Annotated in this window: 13 protein-coding genes; 8 read left to right on the top strand and 5 right to left on the bottom strand. The window is 63.3% G+C overall.

The window, feature by feature from the left end:
* Positions 1–20 precede the first annotated feature (20 nt).
* Together B0G80_RS16825 and B0G80_RS16820 are read left to right on the top strand one after the other, a co-directional pair.
* Positions 21–719, top strand: a complete 699-nt coding sequence (locus B0G80_RS16825) for a dienelactone hydrolase family protein (RefSeq protein ID WP_116118705.1) — start codon at positions 21–23, stop codon at positions 717–719.
* Positions 720–983: 264 nt separating this feature from the next.
* Positions 984–2,504 (top strand): amidase, encoded by a 1,521-nt coding sequence (locus tag B0G80_RS16820; protein ID WP_116119705.1) that lies wholly within the window; start codon positions 984–986, stop codon positions 2,502–2,504.
* A 96-nt stretch (positions 2,505–2,600) separates the two neighbouring features.
* Here B0G80_RS16820 and B0G80_RS16815 read toward each other — a convergent pair whose 3' ends face one another.
* The 4 genes from B0G80_RS16815 to B0G80_RS16800 form a co-directional block, all read right to left on the bottom strand.
* Entirely contained in the window at positions 2,601–3,893 is a 1,293-nt protein-coding gene (locus B0G80_RS16815; protein ID WP_116118704.1) for an MFS transporter, read from the bottom strand.
* 254 nt (positions 3,894–4,147) lie between these two features.
* The gene (locus B0G80_RS16810; RefSeq protein ID WP_116118703.1) at positions 4,148–4,459 is read right to left on the bottom strand and encodes a high-potential iron-sulfur protein; all 312 of its coding nucleotides are present in this window, start codon (positions 4,457–4,459) and stop codon (positions 4,148–4,150) included.
* Between the two features lie 231 nt (positions 4,460–4,690).
* A complete protein-coding gene (locus B0G80_RS16805) occupies positions 4,691–5,797 on the bottom strand; it encodes an NAD(P)/FAD-dependent oxidoreductase (RefSeq protein ID WP_106283896.1) in 1,107 nt (368 codons plus the stop codon).
* Between the two features lie 419 nt (positions 5,798–6,216).
* Positions 6,217–7,194 carry an AAA family ATPase gene (locus B0G80_RS16800; RefSeq protein WP_106283897.1) on the bottom strand — a complete coding sequence of 326 codons (978 nt, stop codon included), beginning with the start codon at positions 7,192–7,194 and terminating at the stop codon, positions 6,217–6,219.
* A gap of 269 nt (positions 7,195–7,463) precedes the next feature.
* Between B0G80_RS16800 and B0G80_RS16795 the strand changes: the two genes are divergently transcribed.
* On the top strand, positions 7,464–8,003 hold the full coding sequence (locus tag B0G80_RS16795) for a hypothetical protein (protein ID WP_106283898.1): 540 nt from the start codon (positions 7,464–7,466) through the stop codon (positions 8,001–8,003).
* 88 nt (positions 8,004–8,091) lie between these two features.
* Positions 8,092–8,889, top strand: coding sequence for an endonuclease/exonuclease/phosphatase family protein (locus B0G80_RS16790; protein ID WP_012431452.1), 798 nt, complete (start codon positions 8,092–8,094; stop codon positions 8,887–8,889).
* 28 nt (positions 8,890–8,917) lie between these two features.
* Here the strand turns inward: B0G80_RS16790 and B0G80_RS16785 are convergent, their stop codons facing one another.
* Positions 8,918–9,898, bottom strand: coding sequence for an aldose 1-epimerase (locus B0G80_RS16785; protein ID WP_258878895.1), 981 nt, complete (start codon positions 9,896–9,898; stop codon positions 8,918–8,920).
* Between the two features lie 340 nt (positions 9,899–10,238).
* Here B0G80_RS16785 and B0G80_RS16780 point away from each other — a divergent pair, with 340 nt between their 5' ends.
* The 4 genes from B0G80_RS16780 to B0G80_RS16765 all read left to right on the top strand — a co-directional run bounded on the left by B0G80_RS16780 (position 10,239) and on the right by B0G80_RS16765 (position 15,457).
* Positions 10,239–11,291, top strand: coding sequence for a LacI family DNA-binding transcriptional regulator (locus B0G80_RS16780; RefSeq protein ID WP_116118702.1), 1,053 nt, complete (start codon positions 10,239–10,241; stop codon positions 11,289–11,291).
* A 113-nt stretch (positions 11,292–11,404) separates the two neighbouring features.
* The gene (locus B0G80_RS16775; RefSeq protein WP_116118701.1) at positions 11,405–12,424 is read left to right on the top strand and encodes an ABC transporter substrate-binding protein; all 1,020 of its coding nucleotides are present in this window, start codon (positions 11,405–11,407) and stop codon (positions 12,422–12,424) included.
* A gap of 431 nt (positions 12,425–12,855) precedes the next feature.
* The gene (locus tag B0G80_RS16770) at positions 12,856–14,430 is read left to right on the top strand and encodes a sugar ABC transporter ATP-binding protein (RefSeq protein WP_258878966.1); all 1,575 of its coding nucleotides are present in this window, start codon (positions 12,856–12,858) and stop codon (positions 14,428–14,430) included.
* Complete coding sequence (locus tag B0G80_RS16765; RefSeq protein WP_181919966.1) at positions 14,420–15,457, top strand: ABC transporter permease; 1,038 nt, start codon at positions 14,420–14,422, stop codon at positions 15,455–15,457. The genes B0G80_RS16770 and B0G80_RS16765 overlap by 11 nt, the downstream gene beginning before the upstream one ends.
* Positions 15,458–15,497: the final 40 nt, after the last annotated feature.

The raw sequence follows: 15,497 nt of genomic DNA, 5'->3' as shown, positions 1-15,497 counted from the left end.
GCGAGTCAATGGAGAGCAACATGAGCACCACTTCCCGATGGATCGACATTCCCGCCGGCAACGACAGTTTCGGCGGCTACCTGGCGTTGCCTAAAGGCGGCAAGGGACCGGCCGTCATCATCACTCAGGAAATTTTCGGCGTGAACAGCCATATCCGTTCAGTCGCGGATCAGTACGCGCAAGACGGCTACGTGGCGCTTGCACCGGACGTGTTCTGGCGCGTGCAACCGCGCGTGGAATTGACGTACGACGGCGCCGATCGCGAGAAAGGCATCGAGCTGATGCAGAAGCTCAAGGTCGACGATGCGGTGGCCGATATCGGTGCAGCCGCCGCCGCACTGCGCGCCATGCCGGAAGTGACCGGCAAGGTCGCGGCAATCGGCTTTTGCTTCGGCGGCCGGCTCGCGTATCTGGCCGCGGCGCAAGGCACGCTCGACGGCGCGGTCGCCTACTACGGCGGCGGCATCCAGAACCAGCTCGACGAAGCCGCGAAGATCAAGGTGCCCATGCAGTTCCACTACGGCGAACTCGACGCGCATATCCCGGTGTCGGCTGTCGGTGAGATTCAGGAGCGCTTTGCCGGCCGCACCGACGCCGAATTCCACATCTATCCGAACGCCGATCACGGCTTCAACTGTTCGGACCGCGCGTCGTATAACCAGCGCGCCGCTGCATTGGCGCACGGCCGGACGCTGACGTTCCTCGGCGAACGTCTGTAAAGCGCGGTTCTGGAGGCGTGCTCGTGTGCGCCGCCAGTCGCGTCGATTGATTGCGCGCACCCAGTGCGCTTTTTTCTGGGTGCTTTGCATTGGCGCAAGTAACTCGCGCGCGTAACTCAGTTACTCTCTCAGAGACGGCATTTCTGCGGCCCGCCGTCTTTCCCTGTACGGCGATCAATCCGGGCGGCGGCAATTCGCCGCGTGCTTCATCGTGCGCATGGACCGCCGGCCGATTCAATACTCGATAGCGAGGGCTCCTTCGTCGTGCATTCAGACTATCTCGCCCATGACGCCACCGGCCTCGCCGAACTGGTACGCAAGCGCGAAGCAAGCGCGCGCGAGTTGCTCGACATCGCGATTTCACGCACGGAAGCTGTCAATCCCGCGATCAATGCGATTGTCCTGAAGGACTACGATGCAGCCCGTCAACGCGCTTCGCGCGACGACGCGAGCCGGGTGAACGGCGCAGACAACGCCGATGGCGTCAGCGCGCAAACCGCGCTGGCCGGCGTGCCTTATCTGATCAAAGACCTCGGCGCGCCGGTCGCCGGACTGCGCATGGCCATGGGCAGCCGCCACTACCGTCATTTCATTCCCGCCGAAGACGCGCCCGTGGTCGCGCTGGCGAAAGCGGCCGGCCTCAACATCTTCGCCAAGACCAGCACGTCGGAACTTGGACAGATGCCTTATACGGAGCCCGAACTGTTCGGCGCATGCCGCAATCCGTGGAATCTCGACCATACGCCTGGCGGCTCGAGCGGCGGCGCGGCGGCGGCGGTTGCCGCGGGTATCGTGCCGCTCGCGCATGCGTCGGACGGCGGCGGGTCGATCCGCATTCCCGCGTCGTGCTGCGGACTTTTCGGGCTCAAACCATCGCGCGGACGCGTGCCGCGTGCGAGCGCGGTGGTGGCAGCCGGCGAACTCGGCGTCGATCATGCGGTGTCGCGCAGCGTGCGCGACAGTGCGTTGCTGCTCGATCTGCTTGGCGGCAATGTCGACCGGCCGCTCGGCGCGCCGGGCACGTTTCTGGGCGCGAGCCGCGAGACGTGCAAGCCGCTGAATATTGCGTACGTCACCGAGCCGATGCTGGCGCCGTCGCTTTCCGCCGACGCGCGCGCCGCGCTTGACGATGCCGCGCAACTTGCCAGTTCGCTCGGCCATAACATCGAACCGGTATCGCTCGGCATTGACTTCGCGGCGGTTCGTCATGCGTTCCTCACGCTCTGGTCCGTCACGGCAGAAGACCTGGTGTTGAACGCCGAGCGCATTAGCGGCCGCAAACCGCTGCGCGCCGAGTTCGAAATTTCGACGTGGACGATGGCGCATGTGGGCCGCAAGCTCGGCGAACGCGGCCTGCCCGCCGCGCTGGAAGAACAGCGTCGCATCACCGAACGGCTCACCGATCTGCTGAATCGCTACGACGTGATTCTGTGCGCCACGCTTGCCGCGCCGCCGATCAAGATCGGCGAGATGCAGCCCACTTCGGCGGAGCGGATGCAGATGCGCGCCGTCACCACCATGCCGCTCGAAGCACTGTTGAAGAAGGTGCTGTCGGAAGCGTCGGACAAGGCGTTTACGTGGGCCGGTTGTACTGAACTGTTCAACCTGAGCGGCCAGCCGGCCATGTCGGTGCCGCTCTACTGGAATGCGCGCGGGCTGCCGATCGGCGTGCAATTCGCGGCGCGCGTCGGCGGTGATGCGACGCTTCTGCGTCTGGCCGCGCAACTCGAAATGGCACGGCCGTGGTTCGACAAACGGCCGCCGTTGATACAGGCGCGCAACTAGACGAAGCAACTGGCGGCGGCGAAACAATGTGTCGTGGCGAAGTGACTCAGAGAACTGGGCACCGGCATCAGCGCCTGACTTAAACCGCGCCGCCGTTCAGGCCGGCTTGCGATGCGCGTCGAGATCCGCGTGGCGCTTGCCCGGAATGCAGGCCACCGCGACGATCGACAACGCCAGTCCGCCCATCACGTAGTAAGTCGGCGCGAGCGGCGAGCCGGTGGCGTCAATCAGCCACGTCACGACAAACGGCCCGAAGCCGCCGAACACCATCACCGCGATGTTGTAGGCGAGCGATAAGCCGGTCGAGCGGACGTTCGCCGGAAACAGCTCCGCGATCAGCGCGCCGAACGGTCCGTAGTAGCCGGACAGCGTGATCGACAGCAGCGCCTGCACGAGAATCAGTTTCGACACGCTCGGCTCCGCCGCGAGCCACGCGAACAGCGGATAGATGATCACGAGCGTAATCACCAGCGACCACAGCGACAGCCCCTTGCGTCCGATCCGGTCCGACCATGCGCCGGCCAATGGCGACAGCACCGTCAACAGCAGATTGCCGACGATCACCGCGTAAAAGGATTGCGCGTAGGGCAACTTCAGCTGATTGACCGCGAAGGTGGGCAGATAGCTGATCAGCACGTAAATCGTCACCGTGAGTGCAATCACCGAGCCGAGTCCGCAGAGCACGTCGCGGGTGTGAGTCTTGAAGACCTCGCCGAGCGTTGCGCGCCGCGCGGTTTTTTGCGCGAGCAGAAACGCTTCCGAATCCGCGAGATGCCGGCGGATGTAGATGCCGATCGGCCCGATGATCAAACCCAGAATGAACGGCACGCGCCAGCCCCAGGATGTCAACGCCTCGGGCGACAGGCCGCGCGTGATCAAGGCGCCCACCAGCGCGCCGAGCAGCAGCGCCGCCGCCTGGCTTGCCATCTGCCAACTGCCGTAAAAGCCGCGCTTGGAAAACGGCGCCGCTTCGATCAGCAACGCCGTCGAACTGCCGAATTCACCGCCGGCGGAAAAGCCTTGCAGCGAACGTCCGATTACAATCATCAACGGCGCGCCGATGCCGATCGCCGAATACGGCGGTGCGATCGCCAGCACCAGAATGCCGAGTGTCATCAGCGCGATGACGAGCGACAACGCCGCTTTGCGTCCCGCGCGATCCGCATAGAGTCCGAGTACGATGCCGCCGATCGGCCGCATGACGAAGGCGACGCCGAACGTCGCGGTGGCGAGGAGCAAGGACGAATAGTCGTTGCCGGCCGGGAAGAACAACTGGGCGATCACCACCGTCAGAAAACCGAACACGGTGAAGTCGTACCACTCGAGTGCATTGCCGATTACAGCCGCGACGACGGCTCGCGTATGAAGGCTCCTTGACGCTGGTCTCATTCGGATCTCCAGCCTGCCAAAAGTATCCTGTAGTGCGTCGTTTTAGTGCAATGCCGTGTTAGCGCGAGCGAGAAAAAGAGCGCGAGCCGTAGAGGTCGCATTGGAGTGTAAAGAGCGCATAGGCGGTTTTCAAGCAGCAAAAAGACGTCTGCCGCGCGAGGTGGCAGACGTCTGAATGATGGGACCTTGAATGCGCGCTGTGATGTTGCGGCGCATTTTGCGCAACACGAAGTGCGCGTGCGGCTGATGGGTAATCAGGCCTTCTTGTTATATGCGCTGCACCAACCCTTGCTCGCGACCTGCTTGCCGGCGAACATCGGGCAGCCGGCATAGGCGTCAGTTGGCTTGCCCTGGTAGAAGCTGCAGTTGCCGCAGTCCTGACCTGCTGCGTATTTGGCGAACTTCGCCTTGTCCACTTTCGCGGCGTCTTCCTTGTAGCCGAGTGCTTGCGCGGTCGGATCGGTTTCGGAAACTTTCGGTGCGTCGGCGAACGCCTGGCGCGACAGCGCGAAGCTTGATGCCACACCAATGCTGGTGATCAAGAATGTACGACGGGAAGGTTTCATGGGGACTCACTCCATTTATATTGAACTGATCGCCGTTCTGGTGACAGCGGTCCCCAAGGATAGCAATGAAGCCGTCGCGCGTGACGGTCCAAATGATAGAGATAAGCGAATTGGTACGACCGCGCGGCTGAATGTCGCGCGGAATGCGAATCGATCGCAGACGAAGTGAGCGCTCGCGGTGAAGCGCGCGATGCGCGAACCGCGCGCTCGCAGCGAGATCGTCGCTGCCAATCACGCGCGTCCGCTCAACTCGCACACTCGCTGCGCGATGGCGAGCGACGCTGTCAATCCTGGCGACTCGATACCGAACAGATTGACGAGTCCACGCACACCGTGCGCAGCCGGACCTTGAATCACGAAGTCGGCAGCGGGTTCGCCGGGACCGGAAAGCTTCGGACGAATCCCCGCATACGCGGGCTGCAATGCATCGTCGGGAAGCGCGGGCCAGTAGGCGCGAATCGCCGCATAAAACGATTCCGCGCGACGCGGATCGACGTCGTAGTTGATCGCATCGACCCATTCGACATCGGGACCGAAACGCGCCTGGCCGCCGAGGTCGATGGTCAGATGCACGCCGAGTCCGGCCTCGTTCGGCATTGGATAAATCAGGCGGCTGAACGGCGCGCGCCCCGAGATGCTGAAGTAGTTGCCGCGCGCGAGATAGAGCGGCGGCACATGCCGCGCGTCGAGTCCGCGGATTCTGCGCGCCAGTGCGTTCGCCTGCAAACCGGCGCTGTTGATCACGCACGCTGCGCTGATCGTGGTCGGGGCGCCGCCGCCCACGTTGATGATGAAGCGGCCGTTGCTCGCTTCGATCGCTTTGACCGGCGCGTGAAACGCACACACTGCGCCGTCGCGTTCGGCGTCACCCTGCAGCGCCAGCATGAATTGATGACTATCGACGATACCCGTCTGCGGCGAGAACACCGCCTCGACACATTCGAGCGCGGGTTCGAGCGCTTGCGCCTGGTCGCCGGTGATTCGCATGAGGTCGAGCACACCGTTGTCGCGGCCTTTGGCCATGATGCTTTCGAGCTGAGGAATCTGATTGCGTGAAGTGGCCACTAGCAATTTGCCGCAGCGTGAATGCGGCACGTTGCGCTCGACGCAGTAGTCGTAGAGCATCTCGCGGCCGCGCACGCAAAGCGCGGCTTTGAGCGAGCCACGCGGATAGTAGATGCCCGCGTGAATCACTTCGCTGTTGCGCGAGCTGGTGCCCACGCCGATTGCTTCGGCGGCTTCCAGCACGATGACGTCGCGGCCCCGCGCCGCCAGTGCGCGCGCCACCGCGAGCCCGATCACGCCGGCGCCGATCACTACACATTCGATTTGGTCCATGTCCCTTGACGCGGCCAACGTCGCCGCGCGCTACCTCGTTCACCCGATCAAGATGAAGACAAGGTGCGGCTTTCGCGTGCCTTACACCGCTCGCTGCCGAACGCACCTGTCCATTCGCCACCGCTACGCAAAATTGTACGACGCCTTACAGACACAAATGCCCGCAGTCGGTAATGGCTGCGGGCATGCGGTCTTGTGCGGGTCTCAAACGTAGTGGCCGGACTTAATTAGTGTACGCCGTCGGGGATCGCGGCGCTCGCTTCTTCGTATGTGGGACGAATGGGAGGCACTGTCGGGTTGCATCTTATTAATAGCAATAATTGCCGCGACATTCATTGCATTTCGAGCGCAGATTCCTGCCTTTGGCCATAAAAAAGCCGCCCGAAGGCGGCTTTGCTGCGAAAAATTGGCAAAAATGTTCAGAAACCGATGGGTTTTCGCCGGTTTCCGTGGTCGAGGCGAATGTCGCCCGCTTCGACATGATCCCGACCATCGATCCGCGCCGCGCCGAAGCCGTTGAGAATCGCGCGGCGCATTTCACGCGGCGACGCCCGCATCAGCGCGTCGAGCGCGTCGTCGCCCAGCACCTCGGGAAAGCGCAGGCCCCAGTTGTGCGCGCTGCGGATCTCGTCGTAGATCGCCTGGGCGATGCGGCGCGCGCCGTCGCGATCCGGCGGCGGGATCTCATACACGTTCATCCGGTTCAGGATCGGCTCGGGAATCGAGCGCTCGTCGTTCGCCGTCGCGATCCAGATCACATGCCCAGCGTTGATCGGAATCTCGGCGAACTCGTCGATGAAGGTCTGCGCCGTGTCGTGCTCCAGCAGCGCATACAACGCACCGAGCGGATCGTATTGCGAATCGCCGGTGGCCTTGTCGATTTCGTCGACGGCGATCACCGGGTTCGCGTAACTGCCGTTCACGAGCGCATCGAACACCTTGCCCGGCTTCGCGTTCTTCCATTGGGAAGAAGCGCCCGACAGAATCCAGCCCGCCGTCAGCGAACTCATCGCCACGTATTGATAGGAGGTGCCGAGCAGGCGCGCCAACTGCTTGGCGAAGTGAGTCTTGCCGATACCGGGGTCGCCGAGCAGGAGGATCGGCATCAGTTCGAGCCGGTCTTCGGTCTCGAGACATAAGGCGACCTGCTTGCGAATGTCGTCGAGTGGCGCGGAAAAGTTGGGCAGCGCGTCGATCAGATCGTCGATCGACGGCATGCGGTTCGGCTTCACGCAAAAGCGCAGATTGCCGGTCTTCAGCATCTTTTCGTAGGTTGCGCGCAGTGCCTCGTTCGCGCCTTCACCGAGATCGTTCAGCGCGGTCTCGACCTGATCGAGGTCGTACACCCTGCTGAAAGACGCCACGGCGATTTCTTGTTTGACCATTGCTGTTGTCATCGCTCACCCCGTCTGGCTGGTCTTGCTGCTGCGGCTCCCTGTATGGCGCCGTTTCAAGTCCAGTGTAGCGACGACATATTCGCGTGCAAGCCAGCAGTCTCGCGACTCTGCTGCTAACAGCGGGTTGTTTTTGGTGATTGCCGGCCTTACCTGAAATGGATTGTTGCTGAACCCGGCCCCGTTTGACGTGTCAGAAAGGCGTTACGTCCATCAGGGGTAAGATGGCCTTCTGATTACTCGGCCGGATCTCGTGACCGGAGAATGCTTCTATGTGGAAAACCAGTATCGTGGCCGTGTTGCTCGGCACTTCGTTGCTTGCGAATGCACAACAGAGCGCATCACAGAGCGCACCGCAAAGCACGCCACAACGGCCGGCGCAGCAGGTCGTGCAATGGCAGTTGCAGGTCATGCGCGACGGCCAGCAAATCGACGCGTTCGACGGCACCACCACCGTGGGCCAGGCGCGCACGGACACGCATCACAAGATGGTGCAGCATAGCGTCGGCTGCAAGGATCAGCCGGCCGGCAGTATCGATCTGGCGCGCACGCTGACCGTCTCGCCGCTGCAGGCGGATGCGAGCGGCGTCACCATGTCGATCGACGCACAGGAAACATTCGAGGAAAACGCCGCGCGGCAAACCGACACCGGCTGCAAGCTGCCGCCGCAACCGCGCCAGGTCAGCGCGAGCCATCCGGGTCTGAGGGTGGCGCCGGGGCAATGGGCCACGTGGACCATCGTCGACAAAGACCCGAACCTGGTCTACCGCGTACGTGCAAGTCTCGCGGACAGCGCAACCTCGGCAAACTGATCGAACTGATGCAAAGCACACGCAAGCGAACACGCAAACAGCACGCGGCTAACCGACGCCCCCAACCAGAACACGTGGACAACGCGGCATGCGAAACCCCGAAGAATTGATCCGCGAGAGCGTAGCGCCCAAAGATTTCGTTGCGGTGAGCTGGAACCTGCATAAAGGCCGCACGCCGCTCGGCTTTCAGGCCTGGCAAGCCATGCAACGCTGGGTGCAATCGACCCATGCGGACGCCTATTTTTTACAAGAAGCGATGGCGCGGCGCATGCCGTCGCCGGTATTGGCGAGCAGTTTCGGCTCGCCGCTCGCCGATCCGTTGAGCGATGTCTGGCATTGTCAGGCCACTGAAATCGCGCGGGCGCTCGAACTCGAAATCGCGCTCGGACCAAACGTTTTCAAACCGTCGTGGCGGCATGGCAATGCGATTTTGTCGCCGCATCCACTGGATCTCGGCGGACGTTGGGACATTTCCGCGCATCGCTTTGAAAAGCGCGGTCTGCTGGTGGCGCGCGCGACCTTCGGTGGTCACTCGGTCACGCTGCTGTGCGCGCATCTTGCGCTTACACGCTCAGCCCGCTTGCGTCAGATGAACTGGATCGCGCACTGGATCGCGAAGGAAGCGCCCGAAGGTCCGCTGGTGCTCGCCGGCGACTTCAACGACTGGCGCAACGATTCCGTGCCGCTCTTCGGCGAACATGGTTTGCAGGAAGTGGCCACGCTGCTCGGCGAGTCGGGCCGCACTTTTCCGGCCTTCTCGCCCGCGCTCGCGCTCGACAAAATGTTCGTCCGCGGCATGAAGCCGATCGAATGGATCCAGCCGACGCAGGAGACCGCGTGGCTCTCGGATCACTTGCCGTATATGGCGCGCTTGCGAGTCGAATAGACGCGAACCTGAGCGCACGCGCCGCGCGTTAGTCCTTGTGCGGCGTCCATTTCACCGTCGCGGCGATCTGCTCGCCCGGCTGCAATACATAGCCGCCCACGTGCTCACGCGCGCCGACCGCGTTGAAGCAGTCCGTGGTGTTCGTCACGGGTTCCACGCACAGTTGCGGGTCGTCGGCGGGCGCGAAGATCACCATGTGATCGAACGGAGCGTCGGCGGTCATCGTTAGTCGACGGTGTTCGTCGGGCCACGCAATGGTCGCCTCGCGCGACCAGTTCGCGAAGTTGTTGTCGAGACCGAACGCGTCCGGCGACATGCCTTCGCGCAACGCTTCCACAGCGGGATGCGCCCCGAGATGCGTCGGCAACACGTCGGCGTCGGCGTGCCACATGGCTTTCACCTCGGCGTACACGCGAGTCTGCGCGGTGCGCGGATAGTACGGGTGATGTCCCATGCCGAACGGCATCGGCTGATCGGCGAGGTTTTGCGCGGCTAACGTGATGCGCAAGGCGCCGCCGCTCAACTCGATTCGCTGCCGCGCGCGATAGCGAAACGGCCAGTCGCCGGGTATGCGCGCATCCGGTTCGTGTTCGAAGTGCAGTTCCACCGAGCTTTCGGTACGCGCCCCCACCTGCCACGGATGCCGCCACGCGTTGCCATGCAGCGCGTGGGCGAAACGCGTGTCGTTGCCGGCGAGATCGATCGTGCGGCCGTCGAATTCGAAACGCGCGTCGCGAATCCGGTTGCAGTAGGGAAACAGCGGAAAGCTCGCCATGCGCAGCGGATCGCGCTCAGCGAACGCCGCTGCCGAGGCCGGCCGCAACCAGTGCAATGGACCGTCAGGCGTCGTTTCGTAGAAGGCCGCCAGCGCGCCGCCCACTTCGGGCGCGATCACGACACGCAGCGCGCCGGCCGAAAGCGTGACGACCGTGGCCACGACCGCGGGATCGTCGAGCCACATGAGTCCGGTCGCCGATGGCCGGATCGAATGCAAGGAAACGTCGCGCATGATCAGAAAAGGCAGTGCCTCGGGCGGATGGCGGCATGAACACGCATTGGCGTCTCCTGGAACGTGCCGCGCACAGCGCGCGGCCGGCGGACTGTCACGATCCGCGCGACCGAGAATCGCACGCCAAAGCATAATCGTCAATATTATTAGTAATAAACTTGTCGGATGAGCATGGTGCAGAGGGCAATGTGAACCGCCCAAATGACGGGTTACCGCGCGTTGCCGCGCGCATATTATTAGTGGTACCGTCAGGCACCAGGATGCCCACGGCATGCCCCAGTTTTAGCGCCGCCGCAGCGCGGCCCGCACAATGAAAAAATCGACTCAACGCCGTCCGACCATGACCGACATCGCCAAGCTCACCGGCGTGTCGCAATCGACTGTCTCGCTGGTGCTGAACAACGCGACCGGCGCGAAGTTCTCGGAGACTACCCGCAACAAGGTACTGAAGGCCGCGCACGATCTCGGCTACCGGCTCTCGCTGCGCGAGCCGGTATCGGCCTCCGCCGATGAACGCAATCTGATCGTCTATCTCGCCGACGAGATTTCCACCAGTCCGCATCCGGTCGTGAACATCGACGGCGCGCGCGATGCAGCGTACGCAAGCGGCAAGATGCTGGCGGTCTATTCCACGCACGGCAACGCCGACATCGAGAAACAGGTGCTGGACACCACGCTGTCCAATCCGCATGTGTTCGGCGTGATCTACGCGACCGTCTACACGCGCAAGGTGACGCCGCCGGCGACGCTGTCGCAGGTGCCGACCGTGCTGCTGAACTGCTATACGGGCGAAAGCGGGTTCTCGTCGGTGGTGCCCGCCGAAGTGGCCGGCGGCCATCTGGCGACCGACTATCTGCTGCAGTCCGGCCATCGTCGCATTGGTTATATCAACGGCGAGCCCTGGCAGGACGCGTCGAAGGATCGCCTCAAAGGCTACCGCACCGCGCTTGCGACCGCCGATCTGCCCTACGCGCCGGAAATGGTGCGCGACGGCGACTGGAGTTCGGGCCTCGGCTTCGAACTGACGCTTTCGCTGATGCGCGAACCCAGTCCGCCGACCGCGATTTTCTGCGCCAACGACCTCACCGCCATCGGCGCGATCGAAGCGTTGAAGCAACTCGGCATGCGCGTGCCCGAAGACGTCTCGGTGCTCGGTTACGACGACCAGGAAATCGCCCGCCACACGCATCCGCCGCTCTCGACCGTGGTGCTGCCGAACTACGAACTGGGACGCTGGGCCGTCGAGACCTTGCTGCAGGAAGAACACAATCGTGCCGCCGGCGCGCCGGTTCGGCACCGCATGGTGAAACTGGACGGTCCGCTGGTCGAACGCGGCTCGGTCAGGGTAATTACCGAGGCGAAAAAGCCAATAATTAATATTATTAGTGATTGACCGATAATAATTCTGGATGAAATAATCGGCACGTCCGGTAGGGCGGATCAACGTCGACCGGCAGAAGAAATTAAAAGCAAATACACCTACCTCACCAGGTACTGGAGGAAGACATGGCGTCGCTCAACACGCAGTCGCGCAGACACGCGCGCAAGCAGCAGATTCGTCCGCTGGCGGGTTCGCTGCTGGCTCTGGCAATCGGTTTCGGCGTCGCCACCGCGCACGCCGACGACGCGCTGCCGAAGTTGCCCAGCAAGACTCCGCTGAAGGTCGGCTTCGCGCAGACCGAAAGCAACAATCCGTGGCGTCTGGCGGAAACCAAGAGCTTCAAGGACATTGCCGCCAAGTGCGGCTGGCAGTTGGTCATGACCGACGCCAACAGCTCGAACTCCAAGCAGGTGTCGGACATCCAGAACATGATCGCGCAGCACGTCGATCTGCTGGTGTTCCCTCCGCGCGAAGAAAAGCCGCTTGCGCCGGTCGTGCTGCAAGCTAAAAAGGCCGGCATTCCGGTGATCCTGGTCGACCGTAATGTCGATCAATCGGTCGCCAAGGCGGGCCGCGACTACATCACTTTCATCGGCTCGGACTTCATCGATCAGGGCCATCGCGCTGCTGACTGGCTCGTCAAGGCGACGGGCGGCAAGGCGAAGATCATCGAACTCGAAGGCACCACCGGCGCGTCCGCCGCGAACGATCGCAAGAAGGGCTTCGACGAAATCATCGCGAAGAACCCGGGCATGACGATCATCGCGTCGCAAAGCGGCGACTTCGCGCGCGACAAGGGCCGCCAGGTCATGGAAACACTGTTGCAGGCGCATCCGGACGTGACCGCCGTCTACGCGCACAACGACGAAATGGCGCTCGGCGCGATCGCCGCGATCAAGGCCGCTGGCAAGCAGCCGGGCAAGGATATCCAGATCGTTACGATCGACGGCACCAAGGGCGGCATGGACGCGATCGCGGCCGGCGAACTCGGCGCGAGCGTGCAGTCGAGCCCGTTCTTCGGCCCGCTCGCGTGCGACGTCGCGCAGCGTTACGCGAAGGGCGAAAAGATCCCGACGTGGGTTAAGGTCTCCGACAAGTTCTACGACAAGAGCAACGTGCAGCAGAACATGCAGGACGGCTATTGATCACGAAGCGGAGTTGTACGCGCAGTTGCGAAGTTTGAGCGCCATGCTTTGACGGAGCGTCCACGCGCTCCGGCGGCGCCACGAAGGAAGTCCCCCGCCCCGAAGCAAGTCCGTTAGATGCATCGGAATCGGGGGATTGCCTCGCAGGACGTCCCCGCCCCGAATCTGTCTCCTCGGGGGGCGGGCGACGGGAAGGGTTCGGAGCGACGCGTTCGTGGCAGCACGAACCGTCGCTTCGCTTTTATGCGGCGTAACATGGTTCGCCAACACTGCCCGCACAAGAGCCCGAACGAGGGCCACACCGGCTCGCACGTGCAGCGCAAAGCGCTGCACGCGGCAAATCAGGCAGCACCTGCATCAGGAGGACATCCGTGACGGAATCCGGCAAAGAGACGCCACACTCCCCCCTTACGCGTTCGCCGCTGCTCGAGATGCAGGACATCGGCATCAGCTTCGGCGGCGTACCCGCGTTGCGCAGCGCCAATCTGAGCGTCGCCGCCGGCGAAGTGCATGCACTGATCGGCCAGAACGGCGCGGGCAAATCGACCATGATCAAGATCCTGACCGGCGCGTATCGACGCGGCTCGGGCAGCGTGCGCTTCGAAGGCCGCGAAGTCGATTTCCGCACGCCCAAGCAGGCGCGCGAAGCCGGCATCAGCACGATCTATCAGGAGATCAACCTGGTGCCGTTCCGCTCGGTGGCGGAAAACATTTTCCTTGGCCGTGAGCCGCGCCGCTTCGGCTTGATCGACTGGCGCGCGGTGCAGCAACGCGCCGCCGCGCTGCTCGAATCGTTCGGTTTGCAGATCGATGTGAAGAAACCCGTCGGCCGCTATTCGACCGCGATTCAGCAGATGGTCGCGCTCGCACGCGCGGTGTCGTCGGACGCGAAGATGGTCATCATGGACGAGTCCACTTCATCGCTCGACGAACGCGAAGTGGAGCTGCTGTTCACCGTGGTGCGCAAGCTGCGCGACGACGGTCGCGCGGTGATCTTCGTATCGCACCGGCTCGACGAACTCTACGCGCTGTGCGACCGCGTTACCGTGATGCGCGACGGCGAGACGGTCGCGCAAAGCACGATGGCGGACATGGACAAACTGCAACTCGTCACGACGATGCTCGGCCGCACACTCGCCGCCGTCGTGCAGGACGACGCCGAAGCACGCGAAGCAAACCTCGTGCGACGCGGCAAGCAGATGATCGCGGCCACGCAACTGAGCGCGCACCCTAAGGTGAGCGACGTTTCACTCGAAGTGCACGCCGGAGAAGCCGTGGGTCTCGCGGGCCTGCTCGGCTCGGGCCGCACCGAAACCATGCGGCTGATGTTCGGCGCAGATCCGCTGGAGCAAGGTTCGCTCTCGATCGACGGCGAGACAGTGGCGCTGAAATCGCCGCAGGACGCAATCTCGCGCGGTCTCGCCTATCTCACCGAAGACCGCAAGGCTGAGGGCATCGTCCCCGAACTCTCGGTGCGCGACAACCTCACGCTGGTCTGTCTGCGCACGCTGACCAGGAATGGCGTGGTCGACGTGAAGAAACAGCAGGCCATTGTCGATCGCTTTATTCTGTCGCTCGGTATCAAGCTGCGTTCCGCCGATCAGCCGATCCGCGAACTGTCGGGCGGCAATCAGCAGAAAGTTCTGCTGGCGCGCTGGCTGGCCGCCGAGCCTTCCCTGCTGCTGCTCGACGAACCGACGCGCGGCATCGACGTCGGCGCCAAAGCCGATGTGGCGAAGATCGTGCGCGAGCTGCGCGACGCGGGCCTCGCCGTGCTGCTGTCCGCCTCCGAACTCGAAGAGCTGACCGCCGTGGCCGACCGCGCGGTGGTGATCCGCGACGGCCGCACGGTCGCCGAACTGAATGGCGCCGACATGAGCGAGACCTCGATCATGGACGCCATCGCCTACGGCAGCGACGGCCATTCGCAACTCGCGGAAGCCGCGCAAACGGCAAACGCCGCACACATCGAAGACGCGTTGGAGGACGACCGTCATGGCGCTTAAGTTGCACACCGAATCGTTGCACACCGAGCCGCCGCTCGGCGAAACCGCCCAGCAGACAACGGCCGCTTTGCCCGCCTCCCCGGCAACCACGGTGCGTAAATGGCGCCATCTCGCCATGCAGCGCGAAGTCATCGTGCTGCTCGCGATGGTGCTGTTCAATCTCATCTTCACGCCGCACTTCTGGTCGCTGCAAACCTTCAACGTCAACATGACGCAGGTGGTGACGATCGTGATCGTCGGCATCGGCATGACGCTGGTGGTGGCGACGGGCGGCATCGATCTGTCGGTGGGCGCGTCGATGGCGATCTCTGGTGCGCTCGCGCCGATGCTGTTTCTGAACATTCCCGGCCCCGGCGGCATCGCGCTCGCGTTCGTGCTGCCGGTACTCGCCGCCGCGCTGTGCGGCGTCTTCAACGGCTTGCTCGTCACGAGGTTATCCGTGCAGCCGATTGTCGCGACGTTGGTGCTGTTCATCGCCGGACGCGGCATCGCGCAGGTCGTCACCGACGGCAGCCTGCAGGCGTTCAACACGCCCGCCTTTCAGTGGATCGCGCTCGGCAAGGTCGCGGGCGTGCCCTTTCAGGTGCTGCTGATGCTGGCACTGGTCGTCCTGTTCGCGTGGGTCGTGCGCAAAACGCTGTTCGGCCAGTACCTGCTGATCACCGGTGGCAACGAAAAAGCCGCCTATCTATGCGGCGTGCCGACGGCCACCGTGAAGCTGGTCGCCTACACGCTCTGCGCGGCGCTCGCGGGACTCGCAGGGCTGATCTCGATCTCCGTGAATTCATCCTCGGATGCGAACGTGGTCGGACTCGGCGTCGAACTCGATGCGATTGCCGCGGTCGCCGTCGGCGGCACGGCGCTGACGGGCGGCAAGGCGTATATCGGCGGCACGCTGATCGGCGCGCTGATCATCCAGTTGCTGCGCTACACGCTGCTCGCGCACGGCATCCCCGACGCGGCGGCGCTGGTGGTGAAGGCCGGCATCATCGTCGCGGCGGTGTATGTGCAGCGGCGCTCGCGCTAAGTCTCGCTAACTCGCGCGCCTCAGAGAACATTCCGGACTC

Source organism: Paraburkholderia sp. BL6669N2, assembly GCF_003387275.1.
GTDB lineage: Bacteria > Pseudomonadota > Gammaproteobacteria > Burkholderiales > Burkholderiaceae > Paraburkholderia.
This window is presented reverse-complemented; position numbering and strand designations above follow the sequence as displayed.